Source organism: Phycicoccus sonneratiae, assembly GCF_016887965.1.
Classification (GTDB): Bacteria; Actinomycetota; Actinomycetes; order Actinomycetales; family Dermatophilaceae; genus Phycicoccus; species Phycicoccus sonneratiae.
This window is the reverse complement of sequence record NZ_JAFDVD010000016.1, coordinates 24212-43729: the sequence shown is the minus strand read 5'-3', so window position 1 is coordinate 43729 and position 19518 is coordinate 24212. Positions and strand designations below refer to the sequence as shown.

The 19518-nt window shown below is 73.7% G+C and carries 17 protein-coding genes and 1 tRNA gene; 9 read left to right on the top strand and 9 right to left on the bottom strand.

From position 1 onward, the window contains the following. Window positions 1–63: 63 nt before the first annotated feature. The gene (locus JQN70_RS14575) at window positions 64–534 is read right to left on the bottom strand and encodes an anthrone oxygenase family protein (RefSeq protein ID WP_204132087.1); all 471 of its coding nucleotides are present in this window, start codon (window positions 532–534) and stop codon (window positions 64–66) included. Window positions 535–773: 239 nt separating this feature from the next. Beyond that, window positions 774–844 (bottom strand) — tRNA-Gly (locus JQN70_RS14570). 106 nt (window positions 845–950) lie between these two features. Here JQN70_RS14570 and dcd point away from each other — a divergent pair. The 6 genes from dcd to JQN70_RS14540 all read left to right on the top strand — a co-directional run bounded on the left by dcd (window position 951) and on the right by JQN70_RS14540 (window position 6138). Continuing rightward, complete coding sequence (gene dcd, locus JQN70_RS14565) at window positions 951–1526, top strand: dCTP deaminase (protein WP_204132086.1); 576 nt, start codon at window positions 951–953, stop codon at window positions 1524–1526. Between the two features lie 160 nt (window positions 1527–1686). After that, window positions 1687–2463, top strand: coding sequence for an alpha/beta hydrolase (locus tag JQN70_RS14560; RefSeq protein WP_204132085.1), 777 nt, complete (start codon window positions 1687–1689; stop codon window positions 2461–2463). Window positions 2464–2537: 74 nt separating this feature from the next. Continuing rightward, entirely contained in the window at window positions 2538–3677 is a 1140-nt protein-coding gene (locus JQN70_RS14555; protein ID WP_204132084.1) for an ABC transporter ATP-binding protein, read from the top strand. 2 nt (window positions 3678–3679) lie between these two features. After that, on the top strand, window positions 3680–4327 hold the full coding sequence (locus JQN70_RS14550; protein WP_204132083.1) for an ABC transporter permease: 648 nt from the start codon (window positions 3680–3682) through the stop codon (window positions 4325–4327). Continuing rightward, the gene (locus tag JQN70_RS14545; protein ID WP_204132082.1) at window positions 4324–5103 is read left to right on the top strand and encodes an ABC transporter permease; all 780 of its coding nucleotides are present in this window, start codon (window positions 4324–4326) and stop codon (window positions 5101–5103) included. The genes JQN70_RS14550 and JQN70_RS14545 overlap by 4 nt, the downstream gene beginning before the upstream one ends. A gap of 117 nt (window positions 5104–5220) precedes the next feature. Continuing rightward, window positions 5221–6138 (top strand): ABC transporter substrate-binding protein, encoded by a 918-nt coding sequence (locus JQN70_RS14540; protein WP_204132081.1) that lies wholly within the window; start codon window positions 5221–5223, stop codon window positions 6136–6138. A gap of 288 nt (window positions 6139–6426) precedes the next feature. Here JQN70_RS14540 and JQN70_RS14535 read toward each other — a convergent pair whose 3' ends face one another. Continuing rightward, the gene (locus JQN70_RS14535) at window positions 6427–9888 is read right to left on the bottom strand and encodes a heterodisulfide reductase-related iron-sulfur binding cluster (protein WP_204132212.1); all 3462 of its coding nucleotides are present in this window, start codon (window positions 9886–9888) and stop codon (window positions 6427–6429) included. A 296-nt stretch (window positions 9889–10184) separates the two neighbouring features. Here JQN70_RS14535 and cysK point away from each other — a divergent pair, with 296 nt between their 5' ends. Both cysK and cysE read left to right on the top strand, forming a co-directional pair. Beyond that, entirely contained in the window at window positions 10185–11114 is a 930-nt protein-coding gene (cysK, locus tag JQN70_RS14530) for a cysteine synthase A (RefSeq protein ID WP_204132080.1), read from the top strand. A 2-nt stretch (window positions 11115–11116) separates the two neighbouring features. Next, a complete protein-coding gene (cysE, locus tag JQN70_RS14525) occupies window positions 11117–11713 on the top strand; it encodes a serine O-acetyltransferase (RefSeq protein WP_204132079.1) in 597 nt (198 codons plus the stop codon). Here cysE and JQN70_RS14520 read toward each other — a convergent pair. The 6 genes from JQN70_RS14520 to JQN70_RS14495 all read right to left on the bottom strand — a co-directional run bounded on the left by JQN70_RS14520 (window position 11674) and on the right by JQN70_RS14495 (window position 18366). Continuing rightward, window positions 11674–14115, bottom strand: coding sequence for a CHAT domain-containing protein (locus JQN70_RS14520; RefSeq protein WP_204132078.1), 2442 nt, complete (start codon window positions 14113–14115; stop codon window positions 11674–11676). The genes cysE and JQN70_RS14520 overlap by 40 nt on opposite strands. A 151-nt stretch (window positions 14116–14266) precedes the next feature. After that, complete coding sequence (locus JQN70_RS14515) at window positions 14267–14755, bottom strand: carboxypeptidase regulatory-like domain-containing protein (RefSeq protein WP_204132077.1); 489 nt, start codon at window positions 14753–14755, stop codon at window positions 14267–14269. Further along, window positions 14752–15330 carry an RNA polymerase sigma factor gene (locus JQN70_RS14510; RefSeq protein ID WP_307836001.1) on the bottom strand — a complete coding sequence of 193 codons (579 nt, stop codon included), beginning with the start codon at window positions 15328–15330 and terminating at the stop codon, window positions 14752–14754. Before JQN70_RS14510 ends, JQN70_RS14515 begins: the two co-directional genes overlap by 4 nt. Next, entirely contained in the window at window positions 15327–17135 is a 1809-nt protein-coding gene (locus JQN70_RS14505; RefSeq protein ID WP_204132076.1) for a S8 family serine peptidase, read from the bottom strand. Before JQN70_RS14505 ends, JQN70_RS14510 begins: the two co-directional genes overlap by 4 nt. Before the next feature lie 413 nt (window positions 17136–17548). Further along, a complete protein-coding gene (locus tag JQN70_RS14500; protein WP_239111650.1) occupies window positions 17549–17914 on the bottom strand; it encodes a protoporphyrinogen oxidase in 366 nt (121 codons plus the stop codon). 74 nt (window positions 17915–17988) lie between these two features. Next, entirely contained in the window at window positions 17989–18366 is a 378-nt protein-coding gene (locus JQN70_RS14495) for a hypothetical protein (protein WP_204132075.1), read from the bottom strand. A 428-nt stretch (window positions 18367–18794) separates the two neighbouring features. Here JQN70_RS14495 and JQN70_RS14490 point away from each other — a divergent pair, with 428 nt between their 5' ends. Beyond that, window positions 18795–19325, top strand: coding sequence for a hypothetical protein (locus JQN70_RS14490; RefSeq protein WP_204132074.1), 531 nt, complete (start codon window positions 18795–18797; stop codon window positions 19323–19325). Window positions 19326–19518 lie beyond the last annotated feature (193 nt).

Sequence of the window (19518 nt, the reverse complement as noted above, 5' to 3'; positions counted from 1 at the left end):
CGTCCGGTCGACGCGCGAACTGTCGCCGAACGGTCGGGGCGCCGGGTCGGGGCGCGGGTGGCCTCAGGTGAGGGTCAGGGCCCAGCCGAGGAGGGCGAGGGCGGAGGTGCTCGTGGCGACGCGCACGAGGTTCCACCGGGTCCAGGTGGGCTCGTCGAGGGCGGCGCGGGCCTCGGCGGCGGCGGCGGGGTCGTCGGCGAGGGCCGTGAGGCGGTTGTTGCGGGGGAGGTGCACGGTCGCGGTGACGACCGTCGTGAGGACGTGGAGGACGAGGGCGGCGGCGACCCAGGGGGCGGGCGGGTCTCCCCAGGTGGCGACGAGGGCCGCGACGGCGAGCGCGGGTGCGCCGAGGAAGGAGGAGGTGAGGAACCACGGGTTGACGATGCGGCGGTCGAGGAGGGCGTAGGAGGTGACGGCGGTGCGGTCGTCGGTGGCGCGCAGGGCGGGCATCACGGTGTGTGCGTAGAAGAGGTACACCCCGGCGACGAGGCCGGCCGAGACCGTCGCCGCGAGGAGCAGGAGCCGCGCCACCATGTCGGCGAGCCTAGTGAGGCCGGTCGGCGACGGGGTTCGAGGTGATGTCCGACCCTCTGGTGGTCCGATTTCACCTCGACCGGCCGGCAGATGCGGTGCTCTGCCGGCGGAGGCCGATGACGGGATCCGCCGCGTCGGGCTCGCTGCGCTCGCCCGGGGCGGCTCCCGATTCCCGGCCACCTCACCAATGAACGACGAAGGACCGGACGGAAAAGCGTGTCCGGTCCTTCGTCGTTCAGAGCCGATGACGGGAATCGAACCCGCGTGTCCAGCTTGGGAAGCTGGCGCTCTACCATTGAGCTACATCGGCGCGCCGGGTCGAGATCGTCAGCGCGACCTCCCCGGCGCCGGGAAGTCTAGCCGACCGCCGCCGCGCCACCGCACCGCCCCCCGAGCCCCACCGGTAGCCTGACGCCGTGCTCCTCTCCGACCGCGACATCCGCGCAGAGGTCGACTCCGGACGGGTCGTCCTCGACCCGTGGGACGCCGACATGATCCAGCCGAGCAGCGTCGACGTGCGCCTCGACAAGTTCTTCCGGCTCTTCGACAACCACAAGTACCCGGTCATCGACCCCGCGCAGGACCAGGCCGACCTCACCCGCCTCGTCGAGGTCGACCCGGCCGAGGGCTTCGTCCTCCACCCCGGCGAGTTCGTCCTCGGGAGCACGCTCGAGACGGTCAGCCTCCCCGACGACCTCGCGGCCCGGGTCGAGGGCAAGTCGAGCCTCGGCCGGCTCGGCCTGCTCACCCACGCGACGGCCGGCTTCGTCGACCCCGGCTTCACCGGCCACGTCACCCTCGAGCTCTCCAACGTGGCGACCCTGCCGATCATGCTGTGGCCCGGGATGAAGATCGGCCAGCTCGCGTTCTTCCGCCTCTCCAGCCCGGCCGAGAGCCCCTACGGCTCGGAGGGCTACGGCTCGCACTACCAGGGCCAGCGCGGCCCCACCGCCAGCCGCAGCTTCCAGAACTTCCACCGCGCCGACGTCTGAGCCCGCGCGGCCATCCGCCGCCGCGTCGGCACCGAACTCCTCCACGACACGCCCGGGGTGCGGGCGGTCCCGGCACGGCGCGTCGCTTCGCGATACCCATCGGTGTGCAGGAACGGTCCGCCCCGGACACCGACCGGCCTGCACCGAACCGGAGGACGCGATGCCCGACCGCCCCGCCAGCACGCCCGAGCACGATCTCCCGCCGCTGACGATCGCCCCCGAGCCCGCCGCGTCCCCGGCGCACACCACCCACCCCGAGCCCCCCGTCGACCCCTCCGACCTCGCCGCCGCGCTCCTCTCCGCCGACGGCGGTGGCGGTGCCGAGCTGCGCGGCCACGTGCCCGAGGACCCCCAGGGCGTCGTCCTCGTGCTCCACGGTGGAGCCGAGCGCAGCCACGAGCCGGTCAGCTGGCGACGGCTGGCCGTCGTGCGGATGCTCCCCTTCGCCACCGCCCTCCAGCACGGCGCCGAGGGGCGGCTGGCCGTGCTGCGCCTCAAGTACCGCGTCCGTGGCTGGAACGGGCACGAGCAGGACCCCGTGCACGACGCCCGCTGGGCCCTCGAGCGCATCCGCCGGGTGCTGCCGGGCGCCCCGGTGGCCCTCGTGGGCCACTCGATGGGCGGCCGGGTCGCCCTCCAGCTCGCGGCCGAACCCGACGTCGCCGCCGTCGCCGCCCTCGCGCCCTGGGTCGAGGGCGACGCGCGGCAGCCGCGCGCCGACGTCCCCGTCCTCCTCATGCACGGCACCGGCGACCGGATGACCGACCCGCGGCGCACGGCCGTCATCGCCCGCCGGTGGGAGGAGTCCGGCGCCGACGTCACGTACCTGCGCGTCCCGGGTGAGAAGCACGCGATGCTCCGGCGCGCCTCGTACTGGCACCGCACGGTCACCGACTTCGTCACCGAGGCGCTGCTCGGGCCGGCCCCCACCCGCTGACCGGCCCCGCCGGCGCCGTGAAAGGACGGTCGGCTACCCGCACCGCCCGGTCGCGACCCCGTTAGGGTCGTCGGATGATCCGGTTCGACGGCGTCACGAAGCAGTTCCCGGACGGCACGGTCGCCGTCGACGACCTGAGCCTCACGGCGCCGACGGGCAAGATCACCGTGCTCGTCGGACCCTCGGGGTGCGGCAAGACGACCAGCCTGCGGATGGTCAACCGGATGATCGAGCCGACCCGTGGCTCCATCTCCCTCGACGGCCAGGACACCGGCCGGATGGACCAGGCCGAGCTCCGCCGCGGCATCGGCTACGTCATCCAGCACGCCGGGCTGTTCCCGCACCGCACCGTGCTCGACAACATCGGCACCGTGCCCAGGCTCCTCGGGTGGGACCGCACGAAGACCCGCGACCGGTCGCGCGAGCTCCTCGAGCGAGTCGGCCTCGACCCCCACCTCGGCGACCGCTACCCGGCCCAGCTGTCCGGCGGCCAGCAGCAGCGGGTCGGGGTGGCCCGGGCGCTGGCCGCGGACCCGCCGGTGATGCTCATGGACGAGCCGTTCTCGGCCGTCGACCCCATCGTCCGCGACCAGCTCCAGGACGAGTTCCTCCGCCTCCAGGACGAGCTGGGCAAGACGATCGTCTTCGTCACCCACGACATCGACGAGGCGATCAAGCTCGGCGACCAGGTGGCCGTGCTGCGGGTCGGCGGCGTGCTGGCCCAGGTGGCGGAGCCGTCGTACCTGCTCGCCCACCCGGCCGACGACTTCGTCGCCGACTTCGTCGGCCGCGACCGCGGCTACCGGGCGCTGCAGTTCCAGGCCACGCCCCGGCTCCCGCTGCGCTCGGAGCGCACCGTGGTGCTCGGCGAGCGGCCCGACTCCGACGCCGGGTGGCTGCTCGTCGTCGACGACGACCGGCACCCGCTCGGCTGGGTCGAGCCGCGACGCATCGGCGGGCGGGCGGTCGAGGACGCCGACCTGCACCGCGGAGGCACGGTGGCGCGCGCCGACGGCACCCTGCGCGGGGCGCTCGACGCCGCGCTCTCCTCGCCGGCCCGGCGCGGCGTGGTCGTCGACGACAGCGGCGCGCTCGTCGGCACGGTGCTCGCCCACGAGGTGCTCAGCGCCATCGAGGACACCGACCGGCCCGAGCGCGACGAGGACGACCCCGTGCACGGCGGGGCGGTCGCGGTTGCGGCGGACGAGGCCTGACGATGGACTGGCTCGCCGCGAACTGGCGCACGGTGCTGGACCTCGGGCTCTCGCACCTCTACCTCGCGGGGGTGCCGCTGCTCGTCGGGCTCGCGCTCTCGCTGCCGCTCGGCTGGGCCGCCAAGCGCTGGCGCGGCTCCTACCCGGCGGTCGTCACCTCCACCGGCCTGCTCTACACGATCCCGTCGCTGGCCCTCTTCGTCATCATGCCGCTGGTGCTCGGGACGAAGATCCTCGACCCGGTCAACGTCGTCGTCGCGATGACCATCTACACGGTGGCGCTGCTCGCCCGCACCGTCGCCGACGGCCTGCTGTCGGTCCCCGACCACGTCGAGCAGGCCGCGACGGCGATGGGCTACCGGGGCCTGCGCCGGCTGTTCGGCGTCGAGCTGCCGCTCGCGGTGCCGGTCATCGCGGCCGGGCTCCGGGTCGCCGCGGTCTCGAACGTCTCGATCGTCTCCATCGCCTCGGTCGTCGGGGTCTCGCAGCTCGGCAACCTCCTCGTCGACGGCTACCGGCGGATCATCTGGGGCGAGCTGCTCACCGGCATCGTCGCGACGATGCTCCTCGCGCTCGTCCTCGACCTGGTCATCGTGGCCGTGTCGCGGGGCCTCACCCCGTGGCGCGCGGCGGCGGGGGCGCGGTCGTGATCGGCTCGCTCTTCTCCTGGATCGCCGACCCCGCCCACTGGTCGGGGTCCGACGGCATCCTCAACCGGCTGCTCGAGCACCTCTGGTACAGCGTGCTGGCGATGGTGCTGGCGCTCGTCATCGCCCTCCCGCTCGGGCTCTACATCGGCCACACCGGGCGGCTGCGCTGGCTGGTCACGGCGACGAACGCGGCCCGGGCGGTGCCCACGCTCGGCCTGCTCTTCGCGTTCGCGCTCTGGCTCGGGCCGTCCCTGCGCGGCGACCTCGCCTTCCTCGTCCCCGCGACGATCGTCCTCGTGCTGCTCGCCGTGCCGCCGCTGCTCGCCGGCACGTACGCCGGGGTGGAGGCGGTCGACCCGGCCGCGCGGGACGCCGCCCGTGGCGTGGGGATGACCGGGTGGCAGGTGCTGCGCCAGGTCGAGCTGCCCTGCGCCCTGCCCCTCGTCATGTCCGGCGTCCGCACGGCCGCGCTCCAGGTCGTCGCGACGGCGACCATCGCGGCGCTCATCGGGCTCGGCGGGCTCGGGCGGCTGCTCGTCGACGGCATCGCCTTCGGCGACTACCCGCAGGCCGCAGCGGGCGCGCTGCTCGTGGCGGTGCTCGCCGTGCTCCTCGAGGGCCTGCTCGCGCTGCTCCAGCGGCGGCTCGTCTCGCCCGGTCTGGGCGGCGGACGAGGGGCTGTCGGTGGGTCACGAAACGATGACGATGCCGCTGCGGCGGAAGCAAACGCCCGAATGCCTGTTGGTCCGGGTGGGATGGCGGGTGGGAACTCCTGACCGCCCGCCCGCCCGAGCCATCCGGACGCCACGTGCTGGTGTCCCCCGACCCGTGAAGCACCGACCGCACACCGGCCCCGGCCCCCGAGCCCGGCCACCACGAAAGGGACCGACCCGATGAAGCGCAGAACCGTCCTCAGCACCGTCGCCGTCGCCGCCGCCCTCGGGCTGTCGGCGTGCGGTGGCGGCAGCGACCCGCTCGCCTCCGACGCCCCCTCCGGAGGGTCGTCCGGCGGCTCCTCCGGCTCGATCGTCGTCGGCGGCGCCGACTTCTCCGAGTCCACCCTGCTCGCCGAGGTCTACGCCGGCGCCCTGCGCGCCAAGGGCATCGACGCCACGACGAAGACGAACATCGGCGCCCGCGAGATCTACCTGCGCGCGCTCGAGGACAACTCGGTGCAGGTCTTCCCCGAGTACACCGGCGCGCTCGCGGTGTTCTACGACAAGTCCTACTCCGGCACCGACGCCGAGGAGGTGTACCAGAAGGCCTCGGAGGTCATCCCGGACACCCTCAAGGTGCTCGACAAGTCGGCCGCCGAGGACGTCGACTCGCTCGCGGTGACGAAGGAGACGGCCGACTCCAAGAACCTCAGGACGATCGAGGACCTCAAGGCCGTGTCCGGCGACATGACGCTCGCCGCGCAGCCGGAGTTCAAGCAGCGTCCGCAGGGCGTCGTCGGACTCGAGAAGGTCTACGGCGTCACCTTCAAGACCTTCCGGCCGCTCACCGGCCAGGCCGTGCTCCAGGCGCTCGTCAACGGCCAGGCCGACGTCGCGAACGTCTTCTCCACCGACCCCGGCATCGCGGCCAACAACCTGGTGGTGCTCGAGGACACGAAGAAGGTGTTCGGGTCGCAGAACATCGTGCCGCTCGTGCGCGCCGACAAGGCCGACCAGGTCAAGGACGCGCTCAACGCGGTGTCGGCCAAGCTGACGACCGACGCGGTGACGCAGATGCTCAAGCAGACCGACATCGACAAGAAGGACCCCAAGGCCGTCGCCGAGGAGTTCCTCAAGGCCAACGGCCTCGGCTGAGGTCTGCCGGCCGCCGGCTGGCGGCTGCGACGCCCCGGTCCCCGTCGTGGGGGTCGGGGCGTCGCGCTGTGTGTGTCGGGCTGCGGCTCGTCGCGGGGTGACCCGCCCTGCCCCGATCGGAGGATCACCGCCCTGCGCCGGGCGGTGATCCTCCGATCGAGTCGGGTTGGGCCGTGTCCGGCGCGCCCGCTGCGCCTCGGACCGTGACTCATTGCCCAGAACCCACCCCGCGGGCCCTGTGTCGGGGGTCCGGAGGTGGGTTCTGGGCAATCAGTCGGGAGGGTGGGGTCAGTCCCAGGGGTCGGGCTCGTCGAGGAGTGACGCGTCGCCGCCGAACTCGCCCGAAGCCTTCGGCTGCTCGGGCTTCGGGGCGTCCTCCGGCTCGGGGTCGGCGGCCTCGGGCTCGGGGTCGGCGGCCTCGGGCTCGGGCTCCGGCCTCTCGGCTGTCTCCGGCTCGGGCTCGGGCTCGGAGAATGACTCCTCATGCTCGGGCTCCGACTCCTCCTCGGGCTCGGCGTCAGGAACTGACACCTTCGTCGATTCCTGGACGGCCGGCGTGGTGGTGTCGGCGGGCTCGTCCCAGGGGTCGACGTCGTCGTCCGCCGCCGGGGCGGGCTTTGCCTGCTTGGCCTCCGGCTCCGGGGTCTCCTCGGGCTCGGCGTCAGGAACTGACACCTTCGTCGATTCCTGGACGGCCGGCGTGGTGGTGTCGGCGGGCTCGTCCCAGGGGTCGACGTCGTCGTCCGCCGCCGGGGCGGGCTGGGCCTGCTGGGCCTCCGGCTCCGGGGTGTCCTCGGGCTCGGCGTCAGGAACTGACACCTTCGTCGATTCCTGGACGGCCGGCGTGGTGGTGTCGGCGGGCTCGTCCCAGGGGTCGACGTCGTCGTCGGCCTGCGCGGCAGCAGGAACTGACACATTCGTCGATTCCTGCTGTGCGGGCGCGTCGTCCCAGGGGTCGACGTCGTCGGTGGAGGCGGCCGCGTCGACCTTCGCCTTCTCCTCCGACGGCTCGCCCTGCGACCGGCCGGGCGCCGGGTCCGCGACGGCGGCCGGCTCGTCCCACGGGTCGGGCTCGTCGCCGGACTCGACGGCGTCGGCGGACGTGGCGTCGAGGGCGACGGCCGGGTCGGGTGCGGAAGCAGTGCTCGCTCCGGCGGGCTCGTCCCAGGGGTCGGCCTCGTCGGTCGGCTGGTGAGCAGAACCTGACACATTCGTCGATTGCTGCACGGGCGCGGGCTCTGTGGCCGCCGTCTCGGTCGACGGCTCCTCGCTCGCCGGCGCCGTCTCGGTCTCGGCCGGCGCCGCCTCGGTCTCGGCCGGCGACGCCTCGGTCTCGGCCGGCGTTTCCTCGGTGACCGTCGCCGCTGCTGTCGCCGCCGCAGCACCGACCCCGGCCTCCGCGGCCGCCGTCTCCGCCGGCTCCGGCTCCTGACCCCGACGCACCGCCGCGAGCAGCATCTGCGCGACGTCGACGACCTCGACCTCGTCACCGACCCCCTCGGCCTGCTTCGCGGTCAGGCCGTCCGAGATCATCACCCGGCAGAACGGGCAGCCGATGGCGATCCGCTCGGCCCCGGTGGCCAGCGCCTCGTCGGTGCGGTTGGTGTTGATGCGCGTGCCGAGCTTCTCCTCCATCCACATCCGGGCCCCGCCGGCGCCGCAGCAGAACGACGTCTCGCCCGAGCGCGGCATCTCGCGCAGCTCGACCCCGGGCAGGGCGCCGATGAGCTCGCGGGGCGGGGCGTACACCCCGTTGTGCCGGCCGAGGTAGCACGGGTCGTGGTACGTGACGGACGCCGCGGTCGACGCGACGTTCTTCGCCGACGACATCCCCGGCACCTCGTCCGGGCGCGCCACCGGCGTCAGGCGCTTCTCGCGCACCAGCCGGTTGAGCAGCTGCGTGTGGTGGACGACCTCGTACGACCCACCGAGCTGCGGGTACTCGTTCTTGATCGTGTTGAAGCAGTGCGCGCAGGTGACGACGATCTTCGTCACCCCGAACTCCCCGAACGTCGACACGTTCTGCGCGGCGAGGGTCTGGAAGAGCAGCTCGTTGCCGGCCCGTCGCGCCGAGTCGCCGGTGCACGTCTCGCCGTCACCGAGCACCGCGAACGACACCCCGGCGGCGTCGAGCAGCTCGGCCACGGCGCGTGAGGTCTTCTTCGCCCGGTCCTCGTAGGCGCCGGCGCAGCCGACCCAGAACAGCCAGTCGACCTCGGAGGCCTCCGCGACGTCCTGCCCGAGCACCTTGACGTCGAACGGCAGGTCCTTGGCCCAGTCGAGCCGCGCCCGGGCGCCCATCCCCCACGGGTTCCCCTTGCCCTCGAGGTTCTTGAACAGCCCGCCGAGCTCGTTCGGGAAGGCCGACTCGATGAGCGTCGCGTACCGGCGCATGTCGACGATGTGGTCGACGTGCTCGATGTCGACGGGGCACTGCTCGACGCAGGCGCCGCAGGTCGTGCACGACCACAGGACGTCCTGGTCGATGACGGCGTCCGGGCCGTGCGGGTTGTACGCCGACAGCGGCGCCGCCGGGTCGTACCCGGTCGAGCCGACGAGCGCCATCGAGGTCCAGTCGACGACGTCGACCGACCCGGCCGGCTCGATGCCGTCGGTCGGCACCGTCTGCGCGGCGGCGGTGACCGACGCCATCGCCTTCTCGGAGTCGCCGTCGGCGTCGGCCAGCGCGCGCAGGTACGGCGCCTTGGCGTCCGCGTGGTCGCGCAGCGTCATCATCAACAGCTTGGGGGACAACGGCTTCTCGGTGTTCCACGCGGGGCACTGCGACTGGCAGCGGCCGCACTCGGTGCACGTCGAGAAGTCGAGCAGGCCCTTCCAGGTGAAGTCCTCGACCTTGCCGACGCCGAGGACGTCGCCCTCCTCCATCTCCTCCATGGCCTCGAGGTCGAACGGCTTGCCGCCCACCGTCATCGGCTTCGCCGCGCCGAGGGCCGTGCGGCCGGACGACTCGCGCTTGAACCAGATGTTCGGGAACGCGAGGAACCGGTGCCAGGCGACGCCCATCGTCGGCTGGAGCGCGATGGTGATCATCCACGCGAACGAGATGAGGATCTTGACCGTCGCGACGACCTGCACCCACGCCGCGAGCCCGGCCGGCGACGTCCCGGCCCACCAGCCGGCCATCCACCCGGTGAGCGGGAAGTGGGCGACGAGCGAGACGTCGGGCTCGAAGCGCTGCACCATCGCCGCCTCGAGGCCGCGGAGCAGGACGATGCAGATCGTCACGAAGAGGATGGTCAGCTCGACGTAGTACGCCTGCCAGAAGGTCGACCCGAAGAACCGCGAGTAGCGCCCGCCCTCGCCGCGGGCCCGCCGCGGGTGGTTCTTCTGGCGGATCGCCATGAGCACGACGATGCCGACGAGCCCGCCCCACGCGAAGATCTCGACGACCCACTCGAACGGCGCGAAGTGGCCGATGAGCGGCAGCCGGTAGTCCGGCTGGACGAGCTGGAAGAAGGCGTTGACCAGCGTCGTGAAGAGGATGATGAACGCCAGCGCGGTGAACCAGTGCGCCGCCGCCACGACCCGCAGGCGCGACATCCGGGTGTGCCCGAGGAACTCCTTGGCGAGGGTCCACGTCCGGGCCGCCGGGGCGTCGGTGCGCGTGCCGTCGGCCTGACCGAGCCGGTAGAGCGAGACGAACCGCCCCACCTGCCGGAAGAGCAGCGCCCACCCGATCGTCGGGACGACGAGGCACAGGACGATGGCGACCACCTGGAGCGCGGTCACCCCGCCGAACCGGTCGTCGAACGAGGGGACGACGTCGCTGGCCAGGGCGGGGGCGAGGGCAGCAGGCATGCGGTGCAGCCTACTGCCCGGTAAGCGGGCGCTCACCGGTCTGTGACGACCGTCAACGAGCCCGTCCGGGCGACACCGCGTCGCGGACCGGGGCGAGACCCCGTTGTCGACCGGATAACTCTCTGTTGGAATACGCATAACGCGCTCGGGGTTGGCCCGGGCAGCAGGACCGATGCAGCGCGCCGTCGCCCGTGGGCGGTCGGCGCACCCGACCGAAAGGCGACGCGATGCCCATCCTCGACGACGTGACCCAGGCCGTCGGCAACACCCCGCTCGTGCGGCTCAACCGGATCATCGGCGGGGAGGCCACCGTGGCCGCCAAGCTCGAGTTCTACAACCCCGCGAGCTCGGTCAAGGACCGCATCGGCGTCGCGATCATCGACGCCGCGGAGGCCTCGGGCCAGCTGACGGCCGGCGGCACGATCGTCGAGGCCACCTCGGGCAACACCGGCATCGCCCTCGCGATGGTCGGCGCCGCCCGCGGGTACAAGGTCGTCCTCGCGATGCCCGAGACGATGAGCAAGGAGCGCCGGGCCCTGCTGCGCGCGTACGGCGCCGAGCTCGTCCTCACCCCCGGCTCCGAGGGGATGAAGGGTGCGGTGAGCAAGGCCGACGAGATCGTCGCCGAGCGCGACGGTGCCGTCCTCGCCCGCCAGTTCGCCAACGCGGCCAACCCGGAGATCCACCGGAGGACGACCGCCGAGGAGATCTGGAAGGACACCGACGGCGCGGTCGACATCGTCGTGGCCGGCATCGGCACCGGCGGCACCATCACCGGCGTCGGCGAGGTGCTCAAGTCCCGTAAGCCCGAGGTGCAGATCGTCGCCGTCGAGCCCGAGGAGTCCCCGATCCTCAACGGCGGCCAGCCCGGCCCGCACAAGATCCAGGGTATCGGCGCGAACTTCGTCCCCGAGATCCTCAACACCGAGGTCTACGACGAGGTCATCGACGTCAACGCCCAGACCTCCGTCGAGTGGGCCCGCAAGGCCGCCACCGAGGAGGGCCTGCTCGTCGGCATCTCCTCCGGTGCGGCGCTGGCCGCGGCGAACGAGGTGGCCTCCCGCCCCGAGAACGCCGGCAAGACCATCGTCGTCATCATCCCGAGCTTCGGCGAGCGCTACCTCTCGACGATCCTCTTCGAGGGCCTCGTCGACTGACCATGTCCTTCCTCCAGCAGGCACGCGCCACGGTCCGGGAGGACCTCGACGCCGCGATGCTCCGTGACCCCGCCGCCGAGACGCGGGCCGACGTGGCGCTGAACTCGCCCGGGCTGCACGCGATCTGGTCCTACCGGCTCGCGCATCGGTTGTGGGACAGGGGCCCCCAGTGGCGTCCTGCGGCACGACTGCTGTCCACGCTGACCCGGGCGGTCACCGGGGTGGAGATCCACCCCGGTGCCCGCATCGGGCGGCGCTTCTTCATCGACCACGGGATGGGCGTCGTCATCGGGGCCACGGCGGTCGTCGGCGACGACGTGATGCTCTACCACGGGGTCACGCTCGGCGGGCGGTCGCTGGCGCGCGGCACGAAGCGGCACCCGACCCTCGGCGACCGGGTCACCGTCGGCACCGGCGCCCGCATCCTCGGCGACATCGAGATCGGTGACGACGTGCAGATCGGGGCCAACTCGGTCGTCGTCAAGCCCGTCCCCGCCGGCGCGGTCGCCACGGGCATCCCGGCGGTCGTCCGCTTCCCCGACCACCCGGCGCAGGACCCCTACGACGCGCTCTTCGCCGAGCCCGCCATCTTCATCTGAGCCGGCTCGTCGCCCGGCCACGGGGCCGCCCAGTCGGCCCCGTACGCACAGAACAGCCGTCCGTCGTCGACACCGGCGCTCGCGATCTCCAGGGCCTCCGCGGTGTCCATCCCGCGCGCGAGGAGCCGGTGGTAGGTCGACATCACGGCGTGCGCGTCGTCGTCGCCCACCGGCCCGACGGCGGCCACGACCGAGCGGACGCCGGTGGCGAGCAGGCTCGCGGTGAGGCCGAGGGGCTCGTCGCCCGGGCGCACGTGCGTGCGGCCGACCTCGCACGAGGACAGCACGACGTGGTCGGCTCGCACACCGCCGCGCTGCAGCTCGTGCGCGAAGACCGGGCCGTCACGCATGAGCAGCGAGGAGAAGAGCGGGCTCTCGTCCTGGTGCACCCCGTGCGCCGCGACGTGCACCACCGCGGCGCTGCGGAGGGCGGCGCGCAGCTGCCGGCCGTCGGCCACGGCACCCGACGCGACGTCGGCGAGCGGGTCGTGCCAGGCGGCCGCGACATCGGCGACCTCGTGGTGCGCGCGGGCCAGCCCCGGTCCGGCCAGGGCGGCGACCCGGGGGGCCGGGCCGGGCTCGGCCCGTCGTGAGCGCCGTGCCCAGAAGGTCGCCGACGGGGCGACGGTGACGAGGTGGCCGGCGATGCCCGGGACGAGGCGCCAGGGGATGGAGGCGAGCGCCGCGGAGGGGATGACGACGAGCCGGTGGGCCCGGGGGACGGTGGGTCCGAGCAGCGCGCCGAGCATCGCGGCGCTGCGCTCCATCGACCGGCGGACGACCGCCTCCATCGGGGTGCCGACGGCCAGCCGCCGGGTCACGAGGTCCGCGCGCAGCCGCTGCGCCGCCTCGACGACCGCCGGCAGGTCGACGACCCGCGTCAGCCGCGTCTCGTCCGGGGTGACGGTGACCGCCCACAGGTCGTCACGGTGGATGAACAGGCTGAGCAGCCCGGCCCGCGCCTCGCGCAGGACCGGGCGCAGGGCGGCGAGGGTGACCGGGGAGAGCTGCTCGCCCGAGCCGTCGGTGCCGGCCCCGGCGTGCGACCAGTCGCGGCGGGCCACGGCCCGCTCGGCGTCGCGGGCGGCCACCTCCAGGGCCCGCCGGCGCCGGGGGTCGGACGTCTCGGCGGCCTCGGTGTGCAGGCGCCGGGCATCCGCCGTGAGGCGGGCGAGCTCGGCGTCGGGCGGCGCCGACAACGGCGGGAGCCGGTGCGAGACACCGCGCCACAGCTCGGTGGCGTCGAACACCTGGCTGGCGGAGGCGCGCCCGAGCGCGAGGTCGAGGTGGGCCTCGCGGAGCCGCCGGCTGTGCAGAGCGACGGCCGTGCGCGAGTCGAGGGAGGTGTGTCGGGCCTGCTCGGTGACGAGGCGCTGGACCCCGCGGCGCAGCTCGCGCCGGACGAGGTCGGTGCGGCCCTCGGCCGCGTGCACCTCGGCGAGGACCAGCGTCCGGTGCAGCCGCAGCGGGAAGGACGCCGTGCGGCGCACGTCGGGGCGGGCCAGCTGGCGCCGGGCCTCGTCGAGGTCACCCACGCGAGCGGCTGCCTCGGCCGCGAGGACCGCGGCCTCCGCTCCGACCGCGCTGGTCCGGGCCGGCCCGTCGGCCAGCTCGGTGAGGGCGGTGGCGACCGCCTGGGGCCGACGCCCCGTGAGCACCTCGGCCTGCAGCCGGAGCAGCGTGGCCCGGACCGCCCACGCCTCCTCCGACCGGTGCCGGAAGCGTCGTTCGGCGCGGGCGGCGAGGGTTCGCGCGGCGGCGGGGTCCTCGCGCAGCAGGGCGAGCCGGGCGCGCTCGAGGTCGGCCTCGGCGAGGTCGTGCGCGATGCCACCGGCGCGGGCCGCCCGGGCGCCGTCCTCGAGGGTCTCGAGGGCCCGGTCGATGAGGCCGGCCTCGGCGAGCACGCGGGCGCGGTCGAGGAGGGCGCCGGGGGGCAGCACCTCGTCGGCGTGCTCCCCGGCCTCCGAGAGGAGGGCCAGGGCCCGCGGCAGGTCGCCGAGGAGGAGGTGCAGGCGCCCGCGGTTGTGCACGGCGGCGGCCGCGAGGTCGGGGTAGCCGAGGGCGACGGCGTGCTGCTGGGCCCGCAGCAGCCGGGCGTCGCTCTCGCCGTACCGACCGAGGAACTGGTAGCAGAGACCGAGGTTGAGGTGGATGAGGCAGCGGGTGCGCGGCGCCACGTGCCGGGTCAGCGGCAGCGCCTCGAGGAGGGCGGCGGCGGCGTGCCACTCGCCGACCCGGCCGTGCAGCCCGGCGCGCTGCACGACCGCGAGGGAGGACACCTGGTTGGCCGGCGCCCCGACGAGCAGCCGGTCGGCCTCGTCGAGCAGCTCGAAGGCGCCCCGCCGGTCGCCGCGCTGGACCCGGGAGACCGCGTGCGTGACGTGCACCCGCGCCCGCAGCACCGCGACCTCCGGGCCGTCGTCCTCGCGGTCGAGCCGCCGGTGGGCACGGCGCAGCCGGGCCTCGGCACGGGCGGGCGCACCTGCGGCGTTGGCGAGGACCGCCTCCTCGACGAGGTGTGCGACGTGGTGGTGCAGGTCGGTAACGGGGACCTCAGATCTCGACGGTCGGGGTGATGACCGGACGCACCTCGCCCTCGGGGGTGAAGACGAACCGGACGAGCCCGCGGGGGGCCGGGTCGATGATGAAGCGGCCGTCGGCGTCGGTGGTGGCGCCGAGGGTGCGGGTGCCGGCCCGGAGCTCGATGCTCACGGTCCCGTCGTGGCCGGTGACCCAGCCGTCGATGCGGACCGTGTCGTCGTCGAGCGGGGAGAGCGTGATCATCACCGACAGGGCCTCGGCCCCGAAGGTGAGGGTCTGGGTGTGGCTGTACTCGGCGGAGCGGGCGGCGGCGGTGTCGACCCCGAGGGCCTGCAGCTCGGCGACCTCGGCGTGCAGGGCCTGCATCGTCAGGGCGAACTTCACCTCGTCGACGAGGCCGGCCGGGACGGGGTCACCGGCTCGCAGGATGTCCGCGATCGTGTCGAGCACGTGCACGTCGACGTCGTCGAGCGGCTGTGTCGCGAGGTGGTCGGGGTTCACAGGGCACCTCCCCAGGCGGGGTCATCGGTCAGGGACGCCCGGAGCTTGGCCAGGCAGCGTCCGCGGGTGGGTCCGATGCTGCCGAGGGGCATCTTCAGCGCCTCGGAGACGGCGGCGTAGTCGGGTCGGTCGGCGAAGGCGATGACGCGCAGCAGCGCCTGGCACCGCGCGTCGAGCTTCTCGACGTGCGACCACAGGAGGATGTGCTCGGCGTGGCGGACGGTGACCGTCGCCGGGTCGGGCCGGGGGTCGGGACGCGTCTCGTCGAGCTCGTGGTCGGTGCGCGACTGGGCCCGCTGGAGCCGCCAGCACTCGCGGCGGACGGTGACGATGAGCCAGCCCATCACCGCCTGCGCCTCGCGGATGGTGCCCGCCCGCTCGACGAGCCGCAGCCACGCGGTCTGCACGGCGTCCTGCGCGGTGGCCTCACCGGCGCCCTGGGCGCGGGCGGTGTGCCAGAGGATCGGCGTCAGCAGGTCGACGAGGCGGTCCATCGCCGCGGCGTCGCCGTCGACGTAGGCCCGGAAGCAGCCGGCCGCGCGGGTGGCGAGCCCCTCGGCCGTGTGCTCGGTCACGGCTCCTGCTCCGTCCAGCGCGCGTTCGCCCGGGCCACGACCTCGGCGGCGGCCGAGAGCGCACGACCCTCGTCGCCGGTGGTCGAGGTGCCCGTCGCGACGATCTGGGCCGCGATCTCGCCGGCGATCCACGGCGAGGCGAACGAGGTCCCGCTCCACACGGCGAACCCGGAGCTGAAGTCGTCGAAGTCGACGCCGGCGCGGGGCCCGCGGTCGGTGCCCTCGACGTAGACGGTGCGGCCGAGGCTGCCCGACAGGGTCGTCGGCACGGTGCTGACGACCCCGGCACCGGGGGCGTGGGCCGTCACCCAGTCGCCGACGTTCGAGAACAGCGCCACGCTGCGGTCGTCGGGGTTCGTCGCCCCGACGCCCACGAGCCCGTCCACGTCAGGACGGGCGAAGGCGGCCGGGAAGAAGCGGGCCCGGGTGGAGTCGTTGCCCGCGCAGCACACGACCGCGATCCCCTCGTCGGCGAACTGCTGGAGCAGCGCCGCGAGCGCGGTGTCGTCGGCCTCGTCCGGGGTCTCGTGGTAGTAGCCGAGCGAGAGGTTGACGACGTCGAGGACGCCGTGCGTGATGCTGCCCGGCTTGGCCTTGGCGGCCCGGTGCCGGTCGAGCAGCTGGCTGAGGGCGCGCAGGACGTCCTCCTCGAGCGCCGCGCCGTCGGACGCCATGACCGGGACCGCGAGGATCACCGCCTCGGGGCAGCGCTGGCGGACGACGCCGGCGACGAACGTGCCGTGCCCGCAGAGGGAGTCGAGGAGGCCGTTGACGTCGTCGAAGAGGACGCCGGTGACCTCGGGGTCGCGGGACGGCTCGTGCCAGAGGCCGATCTCGGCGCCGGCCGTGCCGACCCGGCGGTGGGCGCCGGGGCAGTCGCCGGAGCACGTGTCCGCGGTGGCGCCCTCGTCCTCCTCGGGGTACCAGTCGTGGCGGCCCAGGCCGGTGTCGAGGACGGCGACGACCGGTCGCTCGGCACCCGGGCGCGCGGCGAGGCGCGGGTCCGGGGCCGACCAGACGACCGGCGAGCGGCCGCCGATGCCGGGCGTGCCGTACTCGGCGAGCAGGCCGCCGCCGCCCCACACGCCGCCACCGCCGCCCCAGACGCCACCGCCGCCACCCCAGACGCCGCCACCGCCGCCCCAGACGCCGCCGCCACCACCCCAGACCCCGCCGCCGGCGGTGAGGAGGTGCTCGACGAAGACGCCGCCGGCCATGCTGCGGGCCCGGGCCTCGCGGCGTGCGCGGCGGGAGCGCTCGGCGTCGTCGGTGGGCTCGGGGCAGTCGCGCCGGCCGAGTCCGAGCTTGTCGTAGAGCTGGGTGGCCCGCTCGCTCGGAGCGGTGATCGCCGTCTGGAGGAAGCGCCAGGCGTCGGGCATCTTGCCGGCCTGGGAGTCGCCGCGGCCGAGGCGCACCCGGGTGAGGGTGACCCGCGCGTCGCCGCCGAGGCTCTGGGGGGTGTCGCCCGTGTAGGGGATGGCGAGGGCGGCGCCGAGCACCTCGAGGTGGAGCGGGTCCGGCAGGCCCTTCGCGAAGGCGAGCAGCTCGTCGACCCGGGTGCGACCGGCGTCGGAGAGCCCGTCGTCGACGACGTCGCGGACGAGGAGGGTGTCGGAGACGTAGACCGTCGGCAGCGGGACCGGCTGGCCGGGGGCGAGCACGGCGGTCTCGGGGTCGAGGACCCGGGCCCGCAACCGCCGCGCGAGCAGCGGTGAGAGCACCGGCATCGGCGGCAGGGGGGAGGCGTCGTCGACCGGCCGGTCGTGCGTCTCCCGCGGCGGGTGCTTGTCGGGACGGGCGCTCATGCAGGGCTCCTGACGGTGCAGGGCGTGGCAGTCGCGCCCAGCGTAGTGATGTTCGTGCTCGACGAACAGGAGCCCGGGGTGGGTGCGCTGATACATCCGGCGCGACGGAAAATCTCGACGGGGACGTATCAGGGGGGCGCGGCCGCGCTCCTGCTCCTCGAGACCCAGGGGCAACGGCTCCGGGTGACCGCTGCTGTCACCCGGGGGCGGGACCGATCCGGGTCTCGGCCACCGGGTCGCCCGGACCTGCGACGCGGTGGCCGTGCCGGTCCCGCTGGCGGGGAGCCGGTCACGCCGGGGCGGCGCCCGCAGGGGGGCGCCACCCGGACCGTTCCCGCGGGGACGGCCCGGACCGGCGTGGCCGGCGTCCCCCCGCGGGTCCTCCCGGCGGGGGACCCTCAGTCGGGGGACCGTCAGTCGGAGGAGCCCGGCGGCCTCGTGGCGGCGGCCCAGGCGTCGGAGTGCGTCCCGTTCGTGTCGGGCGCACCGGTGCCGTCCGCGGGGCGGTGCGCGTCGTGGTGGATGGCCTCGGAGGCGATGGTGCGTCCTTGGCGCAGCTTCTCCCCGGTCGCCCGGGCGGCATCGGCCACCATGTCGGCGACGACGGGAGCGGCCTTGGTGCGCGCGGCCTCCTTGGCCTGGGCGACCTGCTTCTGCACCGGGTCGGAGTTCCAGACCTTGCCGGACGTCCGGCGGATCTGCTCGTAGCGCTGGGTCCCCGCCTTGGCCCCGAGGACGTAGCCGGCGGCCATGCCGGCGAGGAAGGACAGCTTGCCCATGGGGGCTCCTTTCGTCGGCCTCCGACCTTACCCACTGCCCCAGCGGGTCACGCGGGGCAGTGACGGGCGGCCCGTCAGCCGGCGGCCGGGGCGCCGAGGGCCGCGAGGAAGGCGTCCGGGTCGGCGAGGCTGACGCGCAGCGTGCGCAGTCGCACCGGGATCCCCAGGCAACGACCGCGCTGCGGTGGGTCGAGGTCGATGCGTACGAGGTCGTGGCCGCTCGTGTTGACGAGCCAGGTGCCGCGCCTGCCGTGGGCGCCGATGCTGATCCGGTGCCGGGGGTCCCGGCTCGCGGAGACGATGCTCGAGCGCGGCACCGTCGACTGCCACCCGATGCCGAGGTGCACGGAGAGGGTCTCGTCGGTCAGCTCGACCGTGCCCCGTCGGAAGGCGGTGACGGCGAGCAGGACGCGGACCAGGGGGTTGGGGGCGGTCATCGCGAACGTGCTCATCCCTCGATGCTGCCACCGGGGCGGGGGTGCGGCCGCGGATGGTGACGAGCCCTACGCTGGGCGGGCGGACCGGCCGCCCGTGGCGGCCCCGGTCCGATGGAGGGCTCGCATAGTGGCCTAGTGCGGCGGTCTTGAAAACCGAGACCAGCACAAGGTGCTCACCCCATCCAGGTGCTTCCGGACGTGACTCCGTGCTCACTGGCGCTCGCTGGCCTCCACCAAAGCTCATGACGGTGGTACCCCGGTGGTACGGAACGCACTGCCCCGACGCAGCAGCTACTCGAGGTGCACCGCTGTGGTTCGTCGCCGATGCCCACGGTTGGCGCTGGCCCACGCTGTGTAGGTCCGGCGCTTGGCATGCGCTCCGCCGCTGCGCGTAGGGCTCGAGAAGGTCTCGCTCTGTCGGAGGGCGCCGTGAGCATGTGTGTATGGACATGGTGGTGCAGTGGACGGCAACGATCAGCACGGTGATAGCGACTGCGTTGTCGCTGTTCCTGCTTCGGCAGGGCCAGCTGGACCGCCGAGCATTGGCCGAAGAGCGGCAGCGCGAGCAGGCAACCCGGGTCACCTACTGGTGTGACTGGAACTCACAGTCTCCTGAGGCCGATTGCGATCACCCACACGTGCCGGCCATCTACGTGCGCAACGCCTCGGACCAGGCGGTGTATGAGGTCTTCGTTGACTTCTGGCACCCCGACGGCGTAGAGGAACGCATTGACGTCGGCCCAGTTCCACCCGGTGAGACGCGCCACCGCGATGTCGTGGCACCCATCTCAGCCGACCCGAGGTGGGAGCCCTCTGGGATGCGGCCGAAGGTGTACTTCAAAGACGCCGACGGTAGAGCGTGGGTGCGCGACCGCCGGGGACGGTTGCGCCCCGACCCCGGACCCTTCAATGACGGGTTTGGGCCGGACGCACGCTACAACCTGGGTTTGCCTCGGCCGAGACGAAGTGACTGAGTATGTGCCTCGCCAGAGGACTCCCAAATCGGACTAGTCGTTGCTAGGCAGGGTAGAAGTGCCATGGAACCACCGCTGCCGTATGCAGATTGCATGCAGACTTGTCATCGTCACCTGACCATTGCGAGAACTCGCAGGTCCCCAAGTGGCACAGCCCGACTGGATCGTCGTACGGTCGAAATCTGACGAGTAC